This window comes from Bradyrhizobium sp. RDI18, assembly GCF_043203335.1.
In the GTDB taxonomy this organism is placed as follows: Bacteria; Pseudomonadota; Alphaproteobacteria; order Rhizobiales; family Xanthobacteraceae; genus Bradyrhizobium; species Bradyrhizobium retamae.
Window position 1 is genome coordinate 4,449,335 of sequence record NZ_JBICRN010000008.1, and the last position, 16,412, is coordinate 4,465,746.

Here is a 16,412-nt window from a genome sequence, read left to right on the forward strand (position 1 = left end):
TACCCCTACCCCTCCGGCCCCAGCGGCGCTATCGCCAGGTCGCTGGCGCCGAGATCGTCGGTGCCGAGGTCGGTCAGCTCGCATTCCAGGCACTCGAGGTCCAGCCGCAGCGCCTCGCCGTGGCTGAACAGGAGAAGCGCGCTGCCGCCGGGAGCCTCGCCCGGGTGGAATTCGATCCCGACCAGTTCCAGCATCGCTTCACGCCGCTGCAAATCGATGTTGCGCGACTTGCAGGCCAGCACCCGGTCGAAGCGCAGCGCCGCGATCAAGCGGCGCGGTTCGGTTCCGCCTGACAGCGTCTGCTCCCAGTCGAGCCGGTTCATGCCGACCACCAGCCGCTTTTCGCCCTGCCGCCAGACGATATCGGAGGCCAAAACGCGGGCGTCCTGCACATGGGCCGATATGACCGCGAGATCGTCGGCGTCGAGCGCAATCAGTTTGAGCGGGTCCGCCGGCATAGGATCCTCGATAGCCCCCTAATCGCTGATGCGCTGGATCAACGCGCCGCAGGCCGAAAGTTTTTCCTCCAGCCGCTCGAATCCACGGTCGAGGTGATAGATGCGGTTGACCATGGTTTCGCCCTCGGCGGCAAGGCCTGCGATAACCAGCGAAACCGACGCGCGCAAATCGGTCGCCATGACAGGCGCGCCGCGCAGCTTTTCGATGCCGTCGATGGTCGCGGTCTCGCCATCCAGCGATATCCGCGCACCGAACCGCGCCAGTTCCTGCACATGCATGAAGCGGTTCTCGAAGATGGTCTCGGTGATCTGCGAGGAACCGCCGGCGCAGGCCATCAGCGCCATCAATTGCGCCTGCAGGTCGGTCGGAAAACCGGGAAACGGCGCGGTCGACACCGTCACCGGCTTTATCGGGCCGCCGTTTCTGGCAACCCGAATGCCGTCATTGTTGACGGTGATCTTGGCGCCGGCCTGCGCCAGCACGTCGAGCGCAGACTGCAAGAGTTCGGGGCGGGCGCCAGAAAGCTGCACGTCGCCGCCGGTCATGGCGACCGCCATCGCATAGGTGCCGGCCTCGATCCGGTCAGGCAGCACGGTGTGGCGGGCGCCGTGCAGCTTCTCGACGCCCTCGACTGTGATGCGAGGCGTGCCCGCGCCGGTGATGCGCGCTCCCATCTTGTTCAGGCAGTCGGCGACATCAGTGATTTCAGGCTCGCACGCGGCATTGCTGATGACGGTCGTGCCCTTGGCGAGCGTTGCCGCCATCAGCGCGACATGGGTGCCGCTCACCGTCACCTTGGGAAAATCGATCGCAGCCCCGCGCAGGCCGCCGGGCGCTTTCGCCACCACATAGCCGCCGTCGATGGTCAGTTCAGCGCCGAGCTTCTCCAGCGCCATGATCAGGAGATCGACCGGCCGGGTGCCGATGGCGCAGCCGCCCGGCAGCGAGACTTTCGCTTCACGCATGCGCGCCAACAGCGGCGCGATCACCCAGAAGCTGGCGCGCATCCGCGACACCAGCTCGTAAGGCGCCGTCGTGTCGATGATGTTGGCGGCAGAAATGTGCAGGGTCTGGCCCTGATATTGGCCGTCGCCCGGCCGCTTGCCCACTGAGGTGATGTCGACGCCATGGTTGCCGAGGATGCGCTGCAACTGCGCGACGTCGGCAAGCCGCGGCACGTTGTCGAGGATGAGCGTTTCCTCCGTGAGCAGCGCCGCGATCATCAGCGGCAGGGCAGCGTTCTTCGCGCCCGAAATCGCGATGGTGCCGTTGAGCTTGCTGCCGCCGACAATACGAATGCGGTCCATGCCATGCCCTCTGCTGTGCACAATTTATGAGCGGGTGCGTCCGCAGCAGAAGCAGCGATGTTTGCGGCGATTTGATGGGGTGCGCCGTCGTTCCGGGGTGCTCACGAAGTGAGCGAACTACGGGGCGCCCTTGCGCCCCTGAGACCTCAAGGTTCCGGGTTCAGCCCTGCGGGCTGCCCCGGAATGACGAAAGACAACGTCAGATCGAGCTCACTTCACGACCTGATAAACGCCAGCAAATCGGCGTTGATCGTCGCGGCCTCCGTGGTCGGCATGCCGTGCGGAAATCCCTTGTAGGTCTTCAGCGTGCCGTTCTTCAAAAGCTTCGCCGACAGCGGCGCGGAGTCTTCGTAAGGAACGATCTGGTCGTCGTCGCCGTGCATCACCAAGACCGGCACATTGATCTTCTTGAGGTCCTCGGTGAAGTCGGTCTGCGAGAAGGCGACGATGCCGTCGTAATGCGCTTTCGCACCACCCATCATGCCCTGGCGCCACCAATTCTCGATCACGGCTTCCGACGGCTGGGCGCCCGGCCGGTTGTAACCGTAGAACGGACCGGCCGCGATGTCGCGATAGAAGTTTGTGCGGCTCGCCGCGAGCTGCGCCTGAAACCCGTCAAACACTTCCTTGGGCAGTCCGCCCGGGTTGGCCGGCGTCTGCACCATCAGCGGCGGCACGGCGCTGAGGATCGCCGCCTTCGCCACCCGGCTCTCGCCGTGGCGAGCGATGTAATGCACCACCTCGCCGCCGCCGGTGGAATGGCCGACATGAACGGCGCCTTTGAGATCGAGATGCGCCGTCAGCGCCGCGAGGTCGTCGGCATAGTGGTCCATGTCGTGGCCGTCGGCCACCTGGCTGGAGCGGCCGTGGCCGCGGCGGTCATGGGCGATGACCCGAAAGCCGTGGTTGAGGAAGAACAGCATCTGCGCATCCCAGTCGTCCGCCGACAGCGGCCAGCCGTGGCTGAACACGATGGGCTGACCCTTGCCCCAATCCTTGTAGAAGATCTCGACGCCGTCTTTGGTGGTGATGGTGGGCATGGGAATTCTCCTCTTGTTATTCCGTCATCCCCGAGCACGCGTCATTGCGTGGCCCGGAAGCTGACGTTGATTGCGATGTGCGGACTAGCCTCGGCAGATGATACCAGAGCCCGGCCTATGTCGACGTCGGCTGGTATCTCCGGATCACGCCGATGATCACGACGACAAAGAATACCAGCACGATGCCCTGGACGATGGCGAACGGCGGCTCGGCCGGTGGCACGCTCGGCGCCAGCGCATGCAGCGCCGGCACTTTGAGGAAGGACTGGATCACCAGCACGAATACGTTGAGATAGAGCGAGACCAGCGCGGTCAGCGCGTAGATCCAGCGCCAGGCGCCGTTAAGCTTCATGCCGTAAAGCGCAAAACAGGCGATCGCCAGCAGCACCAGCGAGAGAATGCCGATCATATGCGACGGCAACAGCTTTTCGGACAAAAGAGGCGGAATCGGAAATCCTGACGCGCTGGTCAGGATCGTGAACACAAGGAAGATCGCGGTCAGGCCCGGCATCCGCTTCGAGCCGAGCATCCCGAACATCACGATGAGGCCCGCCACGATGGCGATCAGGCTGATAACGACGTGCACGAGAACGAATGTCGCCAAACTCATACCTAAAATCATGACGCGCCCCCTTCGTTGGAAATCATCTAAAGGTTACGACGCGGCGCGAAGAATTTCCACACGCATCGCGTGCGGCCTTCGGCAAGGCAGGCATGTGCGTGATTGAAGACACATCAACAAAAATTGTATGATGCACGAAATATTTGCACTGCCGTCACAAATGACGGCAGTCACGCCGTATCATAGCGACGGTTTCGCTGCGTCGGCGAGATAGCCATGCAGCGCGGCGACCACCTGCGCGCCCTCGCCGATCGCGCCGCCGACGCGCTTGACCGAGCCGGAGCGCACGTCGCCGACCGCGAACACGCCGGGCACCGAGGTTTCCAGGGGCGGCACCGGGCGGCCAAGATTCTGCTCGGACTGCGCCCCCGTCACCACAAATCCCGCGCGGTCGAGCGTGACGCCGCAGCCGTCGAGCCAATGGGTCGCCGGGTCGGCGCCGACGAACAGAAACAGGTTGTGCACATCAAAACTGTGCTGTTCGGGCGCCAGCCGGCTCTTCCAGCGCACGCGCTCGAGCGATCCATCGCCGCCGCCTTCGACCGCAATCACCTCGGCGTTGAAGACCAGTTCGATATTGGGCGCCGCCTCGATCCGCTCGATGAGATAGCGCGACATGCTGGCGCCCAGTCCGCCGCCGCGGATGATCATGTAGACCTTGCGCGCATGCCCGGACAGGAACACCGCGGCCTGGCCAGCGGAATTGCCGCCGCCGACCAGCACGACATCCTGGCCCACGCACAGCTTGGCCTCGATCGGCGAGGCCCAGTACCAGACGCCGCGGCCTTCGAACGCGTCGAGATTTTCGATTTCCGGCCGCCGGTAACGCGCCCCGCTCGCCACCACGATGGATTTGGCGCGCAGCGACTGCCCGCATTCGGTGGCCAGCGCGAACACGCCGTCGCGCTGCGAGCAATCCAGCGACCGCACCGAAACCGGAATCAGCATCTCGGCGCCGAATTTCTGCGCCTGATTGTAGGCACGGCCGGCGAGCGCCTGCCCCGAAATACCGGTCGGAAAGCCCAGATAGTTTTCGATGCGCGCGCTGGCGCCGGCCTGGCCGCCGAAAGCCCGCGCGTCGAATACCGCCACCGACAATCCTTCGGAGGCAGCATAGACCGCAGTGGCGAGACCGGCGGGACCGCCGCCGACCACCGCCACATCATAGAGTCTCTCATGCGCATGGTTGGTGATCATGCCAACCGCCAGCGCCAGCGAAGTCTCCGACGGGTTGCGCAGCACGGTACCGTCGGGGCACACCACCAGCGGCAGATCGGCCCGCGAGGCCGAATAGCGCGCGACGAGATCGGCGGCGTCCTTGTCGCTTGCGGGATCGAGCACGTGGTGCGGCTGGCCGTTGCGCGCCAGAAAATTCTGCAGCCGCGCGGTGTCGCCGAGGGAGGACGGGCCGATCAGCACCGGCCCGCCGACGCCGCCCTGGATCAGGCTGACCCGGCGCAGGATCAGCGCGCGCATGATGCGCTCGCCGAGCTCGGCTTCCGCGACCAGAAGCGCGCGCAATTGGTCCGGCGGGATCAGCAGTGTTTCGACGTCACCCTCGGCGTGGCCGTCGACCAGCGCGACGCGCCCGGAAAGTTGTCCGATCTCGGCCAGAAACTGTCCCGGACCCTGGTCGATGACCGGCGTGATATGGCCGAGGCCATCGCGCTGGGTGATCGCGACCGTGCCCGACAGCACCACGAACATGCCGGGGCCGACCTTGCCGGTCTCGAACAGGGTTTCGCCATCCCTGTAGGTCCGAAGCTCCCCGAATCGGCGCATGCGCGCGATTTCGTGATGGGTGAGCGCCGGGAATGTCTGTTCGTAACGTGGAAACGCAGTGGAAGCCGCGCCGGTCGCCGGACCGGCCGTGATGTCTGCACTCATGATCGCCACCCAAGAAACAACAACTGCAAAAGAATTGTCAGGCCGCCCGGCGAGCGATCGGGGATTGCCTCTACGCTACTGGCCCGGCTTTTCTCCGCTGGCGTCATCTAGGGACGCATTGGGGCTTTCGGAAGATGCGCCGGGATCGCTGCGCCCGCGCGCCTGTGACTTCCGCCGCTTGAGATTTTCGCGCAGCGCCAGCTTCAACCGCTGCGATCGTGAATCCTTCACATCCGCAGCCGTCTTTCCCGCGCCTTTGCCTTGATCACCCTTCATCGTCAGTCCGCCGAATATGTCTTGGTCGAGACGGCATCAGCGACGCCGCCATTCGAAGATAGCCGCTTTCGATCAGCCGTGCCGCAATCGCGGCCGGCCTGTGACCGTCCGAACCCCGCGACAAGTAGCGGAAGCCGGGATTCAGCCGCTCAAAGCGAGGTCGGGAACCGGAGCAAGGCCTGAAGTTGCCCATTTGCCCCTGGTCCCGATCGTCGGAACGATTTTTACCCCATTTTGGTGCTTTCCCAGCCTGCCCGCGCGCTTGCACCAGAAGGGCCCTTGTGGCAAGAACCGGCCGCCTGTGGGGGCCTTTAGGGCCGATTCCCTGAATACCGGGCATGCTGCCGTAGCTCAGTGGTAGAGCACTCCATTGGTAATGGAGAGGTCGACAGTTCAATCCTGTCTGGCAGCACCATCACTTTCCCTGAACCATCAGCCACAAGACCCCGGCGCGTCGGGTTGTGGCGGTCATTCGCTTCCCTCGAAAACGGTGCGATTTCTTGAGCGTCGTCGTGGCCGTCTGTAGGAGCTTATGTAAGCTCGAAAACGATCATGCACCGTAGAGTTTGTCGGTCGACGCAAAATGCGGATGCGATCCCACGGCTTCATGCGGGACGATCCGATCGGTTGCACAACGTATGATGTCGTAGCATTCGCACGTTGCTTCCTCGAGCCGCGCCCTGTCGATTTCAACCAAGCCCCGCCGAGCGGATCTGATGGCACCTATGGCACGGAGTTTGGCAATCACCTGTGTCACGGTCGTTCGTCGCACCCCGAGCAACTGCGAAAGTGTCCCCTGCGTTAATGATAGGATATTGTTGCCCTCGGTTCGATCGTGCAGGTGAAGCAGCCAGCGGGCCATGCGGGCCTCGACCGAGTGCAGTCCGTTGCAGGCTGAGACGTGCTGGAACTGCATGAGTATCGACCTCGTGTGCGCCTCGACCACATGTCTGATGGCGCCGCTCTCCATGTAGGCTGCATGAAACCGCGACACGGAGATTTGCGATGCGGTGCCGCCCACCCGCACGACCGCGGTCACGGACGACAAGAAAGAGGGTCCCAGCACCGATAATGCGCCGATCGCTCCCTCGCGCCCGATTACCGCGGTTGCGATCGTTTCTCCGTTCGGAAGGCCGAGCATGAAGGAGATGGCCCCGCTATGGGGAAAGTAAACGTGGTGGCGTCGATCTCCCGCTCGTATCACCACGGCGTCCTGTTCGAGCGACACCTTCTGGAGATGAGGGGCGAGCAACGCGAGGTCTGCCGGCGGCAACGCGCTGAGAAGACGATTACCGGCGCTCGCCGGACGGCCCATCACGAGAGACTTCTTCCCTCAGAAGAACACGCAGCTCTCCTGGAATGTCTTTGGCAGGAATGTCTTCTGCGCTGCGCCGACACTAACTCCACTTTCATCGTGCATCGTTCCGGCTTTGAGCTGCCTTCTTGGATGCGATACTTGCTGAGTACCCTACGGCGCCGCGCCGGTAAAGGTACGACGAATCCTTGGGTGATCGGGCGGAACCGCTCGACACCAGCCTCCGGACCGCTGGCGGATCGAAAAAGCTCAATAAATTCAGTTGGCGGTGTTTCTCGCGACAGTTCCTGTCTGGCAGCAATATCCCCTTCCAATAGACCTCAATCGGAAAATCAGGCCGGGAGCGGGATCGTTCGGCGTGGATTATCGGCAGGGGTTCATCCCGGCCCGAGTGCGACGTTGCGGAACGCCCTGACCAGCGATCCTTCCAGCTTGCCCTCCATGCCGCACAGGATCTGGTAGGCAGCGGGCCGCGGCATTGGCGGCCGGTATGACCTCGACTCGATGAGCGCGGCGAAGATGTCCGAGATCGTCAGCAACCGGACCAGATCGGAAATCTGCGAGGCCTTCAGTCCATCCGGATAGCCGGAGCCATCAAGATACTCGTGATGATGTCTCACGCCGTCCAGAATTTCCGGGCTGATGCCGGACACGCCCTTCAGCAGTTCATATCCGATCGCGGGGTGGCGCTTGATGATTTCCTCCTCGTCGGGCTCGAGGCGTCCCGGCTTGTCCAAAATCGACAGCGGGATGCGCGCCTTGCCGATGTCGTGAAGTGTCGCCGCCATTCCGAGTCGCGATACATCTATGCCGGAGAACCCAATATCGAGCGCGAAGCCGACCGCGACGCCGGTGACGAGCAGGCAATGCTGAAACGTGCCCTCGTGATAGCGGCGCACCTCGTCGAGCCATGCTGAAAGGCCATCCTGCCCGACGCGCTGGATGATCTTCGACGTCGCACGCTTCGCATCGGCAACTTTCACCGGCCTGCCAAGGCGTACATTCGAAAACATCGAGGCGAAGGCGGCCACACCCTCGTCCATCTCCGATACCGGAACCGCAGCTTTGTCCTCCGCGGCCGCTTCAACTGCTTCGATCTGCGCAACCTTGGGAATCGCTTCCTTGGCGCGTGAAAGGACCGCGGTCGCGCCGAGCGCATAGGCCTGCGCTACCATCGAGCGCGAGAGATTGTGAACGACGAACAGTTTTTCGGGAATGCCGGCGAGGTCCTGCAATATGATCCTGAGCCGATCGACGCGCGGCATCTGCCGCAGGTCGACGTCGACCATCAGTACGCCAGGCGACCTGATCTGGGTGCCGTCGCCGCCCAGCAACCAGGGTACCACGGCGTGCTGCGGCTCGAACATCGCACGAATCGCCGGCAACTTCGTCGGTTCGTCTGTGACAAAATAGACGAGCATGTCGAGAAAAGTCCGTACACGCCAATATTGAAGAAACCGTCTCTCAATCTTGGAGAACTGAAAACAAATAGAGCGATCGATGGTTCGAAAGGCCGAGCCCTCACTCGGCTCCATCGGCATTAGGCGCTCTAACGCACCTCATTCTGGGACATCAGGGCTACCTTGCCGTTAAGTATCCACCTCGTATAACTACGTACCTCAAACGAGGTACGCACGCCGGTCGACCGCAGACCATCAGATCGAGGGCATCGTCCGTGAATGATCTCCTGTCGTCGCGAAGCGAACGGCGGACCGAGAGATTGATGCTGTGCGCTTTGGCCGCGATGGGTGGCCTGTTCGCCGGGCCAGCGCTCGCGCAGGCCGATCTCGCCGGGGCAACGGCCAAACTCACGCTGCAGGTTGCGACCGCCATGCTCGGCGAGCGCTGCCGCCGCGTCGAGGCGCCGAACCCCGCATCGTTCGCATCGGTATCGCTGCACCGGACTTTCCACGACGATTTCGACACCCATCCGCTGCTGGATGAAAGATGGGCGCCGCACTACGCCGGCGGCGCTGCCTGGCCGGAAGCACGTTACTGGGGTGGCGAGGGCTCCGACTTCAGGCGCAAGACCAGCTACAATGGCGAACAGCAGATCTATGTCGATCCGCGCTATGGCGGGCGCGAAGCAATGCCGCTCGGCCTCGACCCGTTCAAGGTCAAGGACGGCGTTCTCTCGATCGTCGCCAGCCGGACCCCGCCAGCGCTGAAGACCGTGCTGTTCAACAATGAATATATCTCGGGCATCCTGACGACCCAGAGCCGGTTTGCCCAGAAGTACGGATATTTCGAAATCCGCGCCAAGGTACCGGTCGGCACCGGCGTGTGGCCGGCATTCTGGATGCTTGCCGATGACGGCGGCTGGCCGCCGGAAGTCGACATCATGGAGGGCCGCGGGCAACAGCCGGGCGACATCGTTATGACGACGCATTGGCGGATACCGGAGACGCAGCGCGTGGAACGCTGCGGGTTTGACTTCATTGTGCCGGACGCCCCGACCGCATTCCACGACTACGGCGTGCTGTGGCAGCCGGATCGCATAACCTATTTCATCGACCGACAGCCGGTCTCCGAGATCAAGGTGCCGGTCGGCTTCCACGAACCCATGTACATGATCGTGAACCTTGCGATGGGCTCGAAGACTCTCGAGGGCGTGGGATTCGTCGATGGCGAATCTCCCAATATTGTCGCATTCGAGATCGACAGGATATCCGCCTACCAGATCGACGAACGCTGACCGGAGATCACGATGTTCGGAAAATTCTCGCGCCGGCATTTTGCAAAGCTTGCAGGCTTGTCCGCGCTGGGCATCGCCGCCGCGCCAGCCGATGCCGCCACGCAACCGGCATCCGACCGGCCCGCGCCGGCGAGCTTTCCGAAAGACTTCGTCTGGGGCACCGCGACGTCGTCCTATCAGATCGAGGGCGCCGTGAACGAAGACGGCCGCGGCCGCTCGATCTGGGACACGTTCTCGCACACGCCCGGCAAGATCGAGGACGGCACCAGCGGCGACCGCGCCAACGAACACTATCACCGCTACAAGGAAGACATCGGCCTGATCAGGGAATTGGGCGCGAGGGCTTACCGGTTTTCGATCGCCTGGCCGCGGGTATTTCCGGAGGGAACGGGCAAGCCGAACCCGAAGGGCCTCGACTTCTACGACCGGCTCGTCGACGAACTCCTCAAGAACGGCATCGAGCCATACGGGACGCTATATCACTGGGACCTGCCGCAGGCGCTCGAGGACAAGGTCGGCGGCTGGCGATCCAGCGAAACGTCAAAAGCGTTCGGCGATTATGCCGGCCATGTGGCGGCGCGCCTGTCCGATCGCGTCCGGTCGATCTTCACGATCAACGAAGCCGGAAGGTTCGTGAATTTCGGCTATGGATGGGGCATCGATGCCCCCGGGCTCAAACTGCCCGATGCGGAGGTTAACCAGGTCCGTCACCATGTCGCGCTGGCGCATGGCCTCGCCGTGCAGGCGATCCGCGCCCATGGACGCAAGGGCACCAAGGTGGGACCGGCCGAAAACATCGCGGCCTGCGTGCCGGCGTTCGACACGCCGGAAAACGTTCGCGCGGCCGAGATAGCGACGCGCGAATTGAACTCAGGCTTTCTCGGCGTCATCCTGGAAGGCAAATATACCGACGGCTTTCTGCAGTTCGCCGGCAAGAACGCGCCGAAATTCACCGCTGAAGAGTTGAAGATCATTTCGCAGCCGAACGATTTCGTCGGCCTCAACATCTACGCGCCGCAGTTCTACATCGCCGCTTCCGACAAAGCGCCGGGCTGGAGCGTGCTGCCGTTTCCCGCTTCCTTCCCGCACATGAATTCGGAATGGCTGCGCGTGGGACCGGAGACGATCTACTGGGCGCCGCGGCTGGCGGCAAAGGTCTGGAACATCGAGACGATCTACATCAGCGAGAACGGCACCTCGTCGGAAGACAAGCTTCGCGCCGACGGCCAGGTCTATGACCTCGATCGCATCATGTATCTGCGCAATTACTTGCGGCAGTTGCAGCGCGCGACGTCGGAGGGCGTCCCGGTCCGCGGCTACTTCCTCTGGAGCCTGATGGATAATTTCGAATGGATCTATGGCTATGAGAAGCGCTTCGGGCTCTACCATGTCGACTTCGAGACGCAGCGCCGGACGCCGAAACTGAGCGTCGCCTTCTATCGCGACGTGGTAGCGCGGAACGCGATCGGCGTCTGAACGCCGGCAGCCGGGCCTTTAATACCTCGCGGCTTGCCGGATTGACGCCGGGACCTCGGTGATGGCGCACTGCTTGCCGCCGATTGCCACAGTCGTGGCGGGTTCATGCGCCAGTTTTCGCGACGATTCGTGACTGACGAATACGCCTGCAGCCGTGAGCATCAGCACGACATAAAGGGCGAACATGCCGCCGACCCATTTCCAATAAATCTGGCGGGCCTTGGGGGTAAGGCTTTCAAGTAATCGGCGCATGGTTACCTCCTCATCAGGAAACCTAATGGCTGCGTATAGCCCTCACGCCAGATACGGTGTGTGACGCACTTCACAGATGTCGATTTGTAATGGAGAACCCGTGACCGGAGCCGAACTGAAGAAACTTCGCGAGCATCTCGGTGAGGCCATCGGCCAGCCGCTGTCGGTGGCCGACATGGCCAAGCTCTGCGGGTTGCCGGCCGCGGACGGCGCCGACACCATCCGTAAATGGGAGGTTACGGGGCCGACTGGGCCGGTGGCGGAGCTGTTGCGCATCCTGGCGATGGCCAGCGACCGCTACCCGATCCTCGAAATGTTCAACGTGTTCGACCGCCACGACGTGCCGGTGAAAGATCGCCCGGCGCGGCGGCAAGCCTTCCGCGAGCAGATGCGCAGCGACGTACGCCGCCGCATTGGTTAAGCAAAGCTTGCCTGAGACTTGCGGAGCTAGCGAAAATTAAGCCTTTCGTTACCTTTGATTAGGCCTTCATTAAGTACAAAAAACGTTTGTCTGCCAATGGGTTGGGTTATGGAGTGCTGTCACCTCGGAGTGACAGCATTTTAGATAAAAGGGTCTATCTGCGTGGCCATGGATGACGCCGGCACGCGGTGTCGCCGAACGGTTTTCGGAGACAGCAAAAATGAAAAAGATCCTCGCCGCCCTCGTGGCCTTCGCAGCCCTCACCGCCGCCGCGCCCGCCTCTGGCGCCGACCTTGGCGCGCGCTATTACAAGCAGCCCGCTTATACGCCGGCGATGGTCGCTGCCCAATGGACCGGCTTCTATATCGGCGGCCATCTCGGCGGCGCCTTCAGCGGCAGCCACGACTTCAACGGCGCGGTGCTGAGCGACTCCAGCGCCCGGCTGCTCGGCGGCGTTCAGGCCGGCCTCGACTGGCAATTCGCGCAGAACTGGGTGCTCGGCACCGAGGGCCAGTATTCCTGGCTCGGCAAGAATAACCTCACCGCCACCTTCCCCGGCGCCTACGTCTACACCAATGATCAGCGCGGCCTCGGCTCGGTCACTGCCCGCATCGGCTACACCTGGGGTGCGGGCCTGCTCTACGTCAAAGGCGGCTACGCCTATTCCGACAATCGAGAGAGGCTGACGCTCGCCGGCGCGCCGATCCCCTTCCTACTCGATGGCAACCACAGCCACGGCTACACCGTCGGCGCCGGCGTCGAGTACATGTTCGCCCCGAACTGGGCGGTCAAAGGCGAGTACATGTATTACGACTTCGGCAGCAGCCGCTTTGCTTCCCCTGCGGCGCTGGTGCCGTTCGGAAGCTTCCATAATGACGACCACACGCTGAAGCTCGGCGTCAACTATCGCTTCAACTTCGCCAGCCCGGTGATGGCGCGCTACTAAGCGCTTTCAATTGAGAATTGCAGAAGGCCGGCTTTCACGCCGGCCTTTTTGTTTGCTTTGTTCATTCGCCTGCGTTTTCCGGTTCACGGAAAAATCCAGTGCGGCGAGCGCTAAAATTGTGGCGAAAAAAGGTTCCGTTTTTCCAAACTTGTTAACCGGGTATCGCGATACTGCCGCGCGAGGAAACACCTCAAGGTAGTGTAGACGGGGCAGCGGGCAGATGGCGTTATTCAATTCAGGGGTCAAGGGTTTTCGCTTCGGCGTCAGGGGCAGTCTGTTTGCCGCCTTTGCCGTCATCGCCGGCATGGCGATCATCATCTCTGCCGGCGCCGGCCTGATGCTCGGGCGGCTTGGCGGGACCATGGTGGACTTGAGCGGACGGGATATTCCCCGCCTCGCCGCCAGCCTGCAGCTCTCGGCGCAGAGCGCGAGCCTCGCCAGCCAGGGGCCGGCGCTGCTGGCTGCGCGCAGCGAGCAGGCGCTGAACGATCGCACCGGGAAAATGAAGGAAACCCAGGCGGTCGCGCTGCAGAAGCTCGGCGAGATCGTCGAACTTGGCGCCGACAAGGCCGTCGTTGCCGCACTCAACGAGAACATGAAGAACATCGATGAGGTGATCAAGAGCCTCCGCGCGGCTGCACACGAGCGGCTCGAACTGGCCGCCCAGCACGAAAGACTGTACGAAGCGGTGCGCAAGGCTCAACGGCGCTTCATTGCCGCCGCCGGCCCGGCGGCGATCGACGCCCAGACCGAACTCTACAGCATCTACGCCGCTCCCAACTTCTCGCAGGCCGATGCCATCAAGGCCCACAGGACGGCCGACCAGCTCGCCGACATCGCCGCGAGCGGCAATCTGATGGCGTTCGACATGATCGCCGCGTTGTCGGCCACCAGCGGCGATACGTTGGAGGCCATCGGGAAGGAATTCCGCACCGCGCAGGCGCGCGTGAAGTCGAATGTCGAGAAGCTGCCCACGACCACGGCGATGAATGTCGTCCGCAAAGCGACCCTGGACTTGCTGGCGCTTGCCGATGGCAAGACCGGCGTCTTCAAGGTCCGCCAGCAGGAGCTTGACGCAGACGATTTCGGCCAGACCATTCTGGAGGAAACCCGCAAGCTCAATGTCGGCCTCGGCATCAGCGTGCAGCAATTGGTCGATGGCGTGCAGAAGGAAACCAACGCTGCGGCCTGGCAGGCGCGTCAGGAGATCTCGTTCGGGACCATGGTCATGCTCGCGCTCGGCGTCGGCACGCTGGTCGGCTCGATCCTGTTCGTCTGGCTCTATGTCGGCCGCAACATCCTGCGGCGAATCAGTAATCTGCAGCGCTCGATGCAATTGCTGTCCAGCGGCGACCTCGACTCGGAGGTCTTTCAGAGCCATCACCAGGACGAGATCGGCGCCATGGCCGACTCGCTGCACGTGTTCCGCGAGAGCATGATCCAGAGCCGCGCGCTCTCCGCCGAGCAGGACAAGGACCGCATCGCCAAGTCGGAGCGCGCCTCCCGGATGGAAGCCCGCATCGTCGAGTTCGAAAGCACCGTTCGCACCGCGCTCGACAGCCTGCAGACCGCGGCAGGCTCGATGCAATCGACCGCGCAAAGCATGTCGGCGACCGCCGATCAGTCCAGCGCGCTGGTGACCGCGGTTGCGACCGCCGCCGAGCAGACCTCGGCCAACGTGCAGACCGTATCGTCGGGCACCGAGGAATTGTCCTCCTCGATCGAGGAGATCGGCCGCCAGGTCATCACCTCGGCGGAGATCGCCCGCAAGGCGGTCGACGACGCCGGTGCGACCGACGCCACCATGCAGGGGCTCGCGGATAACGCGGCGCGGATCAGCGTGGTCGTCGACCTGATCCAGACCATCGCCTCGCAGACCAACCTTTTGGCGCTGAACGCCACCATCGAAGCGGCACGCGCCGGCGATGCCGGCCGCGGCTTTGCTGTGGTCGCCTCCGAGGTGAAGAGCCTCGCCAACCAGACCGCGAAGGCCACCGACGAGATCCGCCAGCAGATCGTCAGCATGCAGACGGTGACAGAGACCGCGGTCTCCGCGATCCGCAACATCAGCAACACGATCAGCGAGATCAACGAGGTGACCACCGCGATCGCGGCCGCGGTCGAGGAGCAGGGTGCGGCGACGCGCGAGATCGCGCGCAACATCCAGCATGCCGCGGGCGGCACCAGCGAAGTCTCCAGCAATATCGTCGGCGTCTCCAGCGCCTCGGCGCAAGCCGGAACCGCCGCCGGCCAGGTGCTGACCGCCTCCGACGCTCTGCGCCGCGAGGCCGACGTGCTGCGCGAGGAGATCGACGCGTTCCTGTCGAATATCAGGGCGGCGTAGCCGCAACGCGCTGTCATCCCGGGATGGTCCGAAGGACCAGACCCGGAATCTCGAGATTCTCAGGGGCGCAAGGGGCGCCCCGTAGTTCGCATCTTCGATGCGCCCCGGAATGACAGCCAGCCCGTTTTTCGGCTAGCGCGGCGCCGCCTCTCCCGCTAAGCCGGTAGCATGCATTCGAAAACCGACACGGTGCAGTCCTCGGCCGAGGCACTGCGGTACCCCTTCGAAAGCCACCCGGGCCACGATCAGGTCGTCGAGGTGGTGCCCGGCGTGCTCTGGGTCCGGCTCAAGCTGCCGTTCCGGCTCAACCACGTGAACATCTATCTGCTCGCCGATGGCGATGGCTGGGCGATGGTCGATTCCGGCTTCGGCAACGAGGAATCGATTGCGGCCTGGACCACCCTGTTCGAGGGCCCGCTGCGGCATGTGAAGATCACCCGGCTGATCGTCACCCATTCGCATCCCGATCACGTCGGTCTCGCCGGGTGGATCGTCGAGCGCTTCGACTGCCCGCTGCAGATGTCGCAGGTCGAATACCTGCAATCGGTCTATCACCAGAATCGCGGCACCGAGGAGCGGCGCAACGCGCAGCGGCTGTTCTTCCGCCGCCACGGCATGGACGAGAGCCTGACCGACAGACTGCTCGGCCGCGGCCAGGACTATTTGAAGCGGGTGTCGGTGCTGCCGCCGTCCTATCGGCGCATCTCGCATGGCGACGAGGTCGTGATCGGCACCCGCCGCTTCAAGGTGATCACCGGCGGCGGACACGCGCTCGACCAGGTGATGCTGTACTGCGCCGCCGACAAGCTGTTCCTGTCGGCCGACCAGGTGCTGAGCAAGATTTCGCCCAATGTCAGCGTCTGGGCCGTCGAGCCCGACCAGAACTCGCTCGGGGAATATCTGGCGTCGCTGGCGAGCCTCACCACCACGCTGCCGTACGACGTCATGGTGCTGCCCGGCCACGGCGTGCCGTTTTACGGGCTGAAGACCCGCATCAAGCAGCTCGCCGACCACCACGAGGATCGCTGCCGGCTGATCGCGGAAGCCTGCCGCGAAGTGCCGCAGACCTCGAAGGAGCTGGTGCCGGTCGTGTTCCACAAGCACGTGCTGGACGAGCACCAGATGGGTTTTGCCGCCGGCGAACTGGTCGCCCACGTCAATTACATGCTGGTCGAGGGCCGCCTGACCGGCGAGGTCAGCGACGGCGTGCTGCGGTTCCGCACGACTTGAGACGCAGCCACCCAAGCGACGCCGGATGGTCCAGCCGCGCGGACCGCCACTCACCTAGCGCGTTGATCCGGATCAACATTTGCTCCGGCTAAGTAGCATTCCGGAGGCGCGCCGAAATGTGGGAATTCGCATAGACATCAAA

16 protein-coding genes and 1 tRNA gene are annotated in these 16,412 nt (G+C 63.3%); 7 read left to right on the forward strand and 10 right to left on the reverse strand.

Translation table 11 applies throughout. From position 1 onward, the window contains the following. Positions 1–5 precede the first annotated feature (5 nt). The 6 genes from ACFXS9_RS30610 to ACFXS9_RS30635 form a co-directional block, all read right to left on the reverse strand. A complete protein-coding gene (locus ACFXS9_RS30610) occupies positions 6–458 on the reverse strand; it encodes a DUF2948 family protein (RefSeq protein ID WP_392695375.1) in 453 nt (150 codons plus the stop codon). A gap of 18 nt (positions 459–476) precedes the next feature. Beyond that, the gene (gene murA / locus ACFXS9_RS30615) at positions 477–1,766 is read right to left on the reverse strand and encodes a UDP-N-acetylglucosamine 1-carboxyvinyltransferase (RefSeq protein WP_392695378.1); all 1,290 of its coding nucleotides are present in this window, start codon (positions 1,764–1,766) and stop codon (positions 477–479) included. 215 nt (positions 1,767–1,981) lie between these two features. Further along, positions 1,982–2,806 carry an alpha/beta fold hydrolase gene (locus tag ACFXS9_RS30620; protein ID WP_392695380.1) on the reverse strand — a complete coding sequence of 275 codons (825 nt, stop codon included), beginning with the start codon at positions 2,804–2,806 and terminating at the stop codon, positions 1,982–1,984. A gap of 115 nt (positions 2,807–2,921) precedes the next feature. Beyond that, the gene (locus tag ACFXS9_RS30625) at positions 2,922–3,428 is read right to left on the reverse strand and encodes a hypothetical protein (protein ID WP_392695382.1); all 507 of its coding nucleotides are present in this window, start codon (positions 3,426–3,428) and stop codon (positions 2,922–2,924) included. 180 nt (positions 3,429–3,608) lie between these two features. Beyond that, positions 3,609–5,315 carry an FAD-dependent oxidoreductase gene (locus ACFXS9_RS30630; protein WP_392695384.1) on the reverse strand — a complete coding sequence of 569 codons (1,707 nt, stop codon included), beginning with the start codon at positions 5,313–5,315 and terminating at the stop codon, positions 3,609–3,611. 75 nt (positions 5,316–5,390) lie between these two features. Then, entirely contained in the window at positions 5,391–5,591 is a 201-nt protein-coding gene (locus tag ACFXS9_RS30635) for a hypothetical protein (RefSeq protein WP_392695387.1), read from the reverse strand. A 340-nt stretch (positions 5,592–5,931) separates the two neighbouring features. On the opposite strand from ACFXS9_RS30635, the gene ACFXS9_RS30640 reads away from it, so the two are divergent. Beyond that, positions 5,932–6,006, forward strand: a tRNA-Thr gene (locus ACFXS9_RS30640). A 135-nt stretch (positions 6,007–6,141) separates the two neighbouring features. Here the strand turns inward: ACFXS9_RS30640 and ACFXS9_RS30645 are convergent. Together ACFXS9_RS30645 and ACFXS9_RS30650 are read right to left on the reverse strand one after the other, a co-directional pair. After that, entirely contained in the window at positions 6,142–6,906 is a 765-nt protein-coding gene (locus ACFXS9_RS30645; RefSeq protein WP_392700104.1) for a Crp/Fnr family transcriptional regulator, read from the reverse strand. 377 nt (positions 6,907–7,283) lie between these two features. Continuing rightward, positions 7,284–8,327 (reverse strand): HD-GYP domain-containing protein, encoded by a 1,044-nt coding sequence (locus tag ACFXS9_RS30650; protein ID WP_392695390.1) that lies wholly within the window; start codon positions 8,325–8,327, stop codon positions 7,284–7,286. A gap of 302 nt (positions 8,328–8,629) precedes the next feature. Between ACFXS9_RS30650 and ACFXS9_RS30655 the strand changes: the two genes are divergently transcribed. After that, positions 8,630–9,601 carry a family 16 glycosylhydrolase gene (locus ACFXS9_RS30655; RefSeq protein WP_392695393.1) on the forward strand — a complete coding sequence of 324 codons (972 nt, stop codon included), beginning with the start codon at positions 8,630–8,632 and terminating at the stop codon, positions 9,599–9,601. A 12-nt stretch (positions 9,602–9,613) separates the two neighbouring features. Further along, positions 9,614–11,077, forward strand: coding sequence for a GH1 family beta-glucosidase (locus ACFXS9_RS30660; RefSeq protein WP_392695395.1), 1,464 nt, complete (start codon positions 9,614–9,616; stop codon positions 11,075–11,077). A gap of 18 nt (positions 11,078–11,095) precedes the next feature. Here ACFXS9_RS30660 and ACFXS9_RS30665 read toward each other — a convergent pair whose 3' ends face one another. Further along, the gene (locus ACFXS9_RS30665) at positions 11,096–11,329 is read right to left on the reverse strand and encodes a hypothetical protein (protein WP_392695398.1); all 234 of its coding nucleotides are present in this window, start codon (positions 11,327–11,329) and stop codon (positions 11,096–11,098) included. A gap of 100 nt (positions 11,330–11,429) precedes the next feature. Here ACFXS9_RS30665 and ACFXS9_RS30670 point away from each other — a divergent pair, with 100 nt between their 5' ends. Both ACFXS9_RS30670 and ACFXS9_RS30675 read left to right on the forward strand, forming a co-directional pair. Then, positions 11,430–11,750: a helix-turn-helix domain-containing protein gene (locus ACFXS9_RS30670; RefSeq protein ID WP_392695401.1), complete on the forward strand. Its 321-nt coding sequence runs from the start codon at positions 11,430–11,432 to the stop codon at positions 11,748–11,750. A gap of 220 nt (positions 11,751–11,970) precedes the next feature. Continuing rightward, positions 11,971–12,696 (forward strand): outer membrane protein, encoded by a 726-nt coding sequence (locus tag ACFXS9_RS30675; RefSeq protein WP_392695404.1) that lies wholly within the window; start codon positions 11,971–11,973, stop codon positions 12,694–12,696. Between the two features lie 6 nt (positions 12,697–12,702). On the opposite strand, the gene ACFXS9_RS30680 is transcribed toward ACFXS9_RS30675, so the two are convergent. Beyond that, complete coding sequence (locus ACFXS9_RS30680) at positions 12,703–13,014, reverse strand: hypothetical protein (RefSeq protein ID WP_392700362.1); 312 nt, start codon at positions 13,012–13,014, stop codon at positions 12,703–12,705. Between ACFXS9_RS30680 and ACFXS9_RS30685 the strand changes: the two genes are divergently transcribed. Beyond that, positions 12,917–15,040, forward strand: a complete 2,124-nt coding sequence (locus ACFXS9_RS30685) for a methyl-accepting chemotaxis protein (RefSeq protein ID WP_392695407.1) — start codon at positions 12,917–12,919, stop codon at positions 15,038–15,040. The two genes, ACFXS9_RS30680 and ACFXS9_RS30685, sit on opposite strands and share 98 nt — an antisense overlap. Before the next feature lie 168 nt (positions 15,041–15,208). After that, a complete protein-coding gene (locus ACFXS9_RS30690) occupies positions 15,209–16,270 on the forward strand; it encodes an MBL fold metallo-hydrolase (RefSeq protein ID WP_392695409.1) in 1,062 nt (353 codons plus the stop codon). Positions 16,271–16,412 lie beyond the last annotated feature (142 nt).

What these genes read in the sequence shown, in the direction of transcription:
- ACFXS9_RS30655 (WP_392695393.1), top strand. Translation starts at nt 8,630, where the DNA reads ATGCTGTGCGCTTTGGCCGCGATGGGTGGCCTGTTCGCCGGGCCAGCG.
- ACFXS9_RS30680 (WP_392700362.1), bottom strand. Translation starts at nt 13,014, where the DNA reads ATGATGATCGCCATGCCGGCGATGACGGCAAAGGCGGCAAACAGACTG.
- ACFXS9_RS30675 (WP_392695404.1), top strand. Translation starts at nt 11,971, where the DNA reads ATGAAAAAGATCCTCGCCGCCCTCGTGGCCTTCGCAGCCCTCACCGCC.
- ACFXS9_RS30690 (WP_392695409.1), top strand. Translation starts at nt 15,209, where the DNA reads ATGCATTCGAAAACCGACACGGTGCAGTCCTCGGCCGAGGCACTGCGG.
- ACFXS9_RS30630 (WP_392695384.1), bottom strand. Translation starts at nt 5,315, where the DNA reads ATGAGTGCAGACATCACGGCCGGTCCGGCGACCGGCGCGGCTTCCACT.
- ACFXS9_RS30625 (WP_392695382.1), bottom strand. Translation starts at nt 3,428, where the DNA reads ATGATTTTAGGTATGAGTTTGGCGACATTCGTTCTCGTGCACGTCGTT.
- ACFXS9_RS30620 (WP_392695380.1), bottom strand. Translation starts at nt 2,806, where the DNA reads ATGCCCACCATCACCACCAAAGACGGCGTCGAGATCTTCTACAAGGAT.
- ACFXS9_RS30665 (WP_392695398.1), bottom strand. Translation starts at nt 11,329, where the DNA reads ATGCGCCGATTACTTGAAAGCCTTACCCCCAAGGCCCGCCAGATTTAT.
- ACFXS9_RS30660 (WP_392695395.1), top strand. Translation starts at nt 9,614, where the DNA reads ATGTTCGGAAAATTCTCGCGCCGGCATTTTGCAAAGCTTGCAGGCTTG.
- ACFXS9_RS30610 (WP_392695375.1), bottom strand. Translation starts at nt 458, where the DNA reads ATGCCGGCGGACCCGCTCAAACTGATTGCGCTCGACGCCGACGATCTC.
- ACFXS9_RS30650 (WP_392695390.1), bottom strand. Translation starts at nt 8,327, where the DNA reads ATGCTCGTCTATTTTGTCACAGACGAACCGACGAAGTTGCCGGCGATT.
- ACFXS9_RS30685 (WP_392695407.1), top strand. Translation starts at nt 12,917, where the DNA reads ATGGCGTTATTCAATTCAGGGGTCAAGGGTTTTCGCTTCGGCGTCAGG.
- ACFXS9_RS30645 (WP_392700104.1), bottom strand. Translation starts at nt 6,906, where the DNA reads ATGGGCCGTCCGGCGAGCGCCGGTAATCGTCTTCTCAGCGCGTTGCCG.
- ACFXS9_RS30635 (WP_392695387.1), bottom strand. Translation starts at nt 5,591, where the DNA reads ATGAAGGGTGATCAAGGCAAAGGCGCGGGAAAGACGGCTGCGGATGTG.
- murA (WP_392695378.1), bottom strand. Translation starts at nt 1,766, where the DNA reads ATGGACCGCATTCGTATTGTCGGCGGCAGCAAGCTCAACGGCACCATC.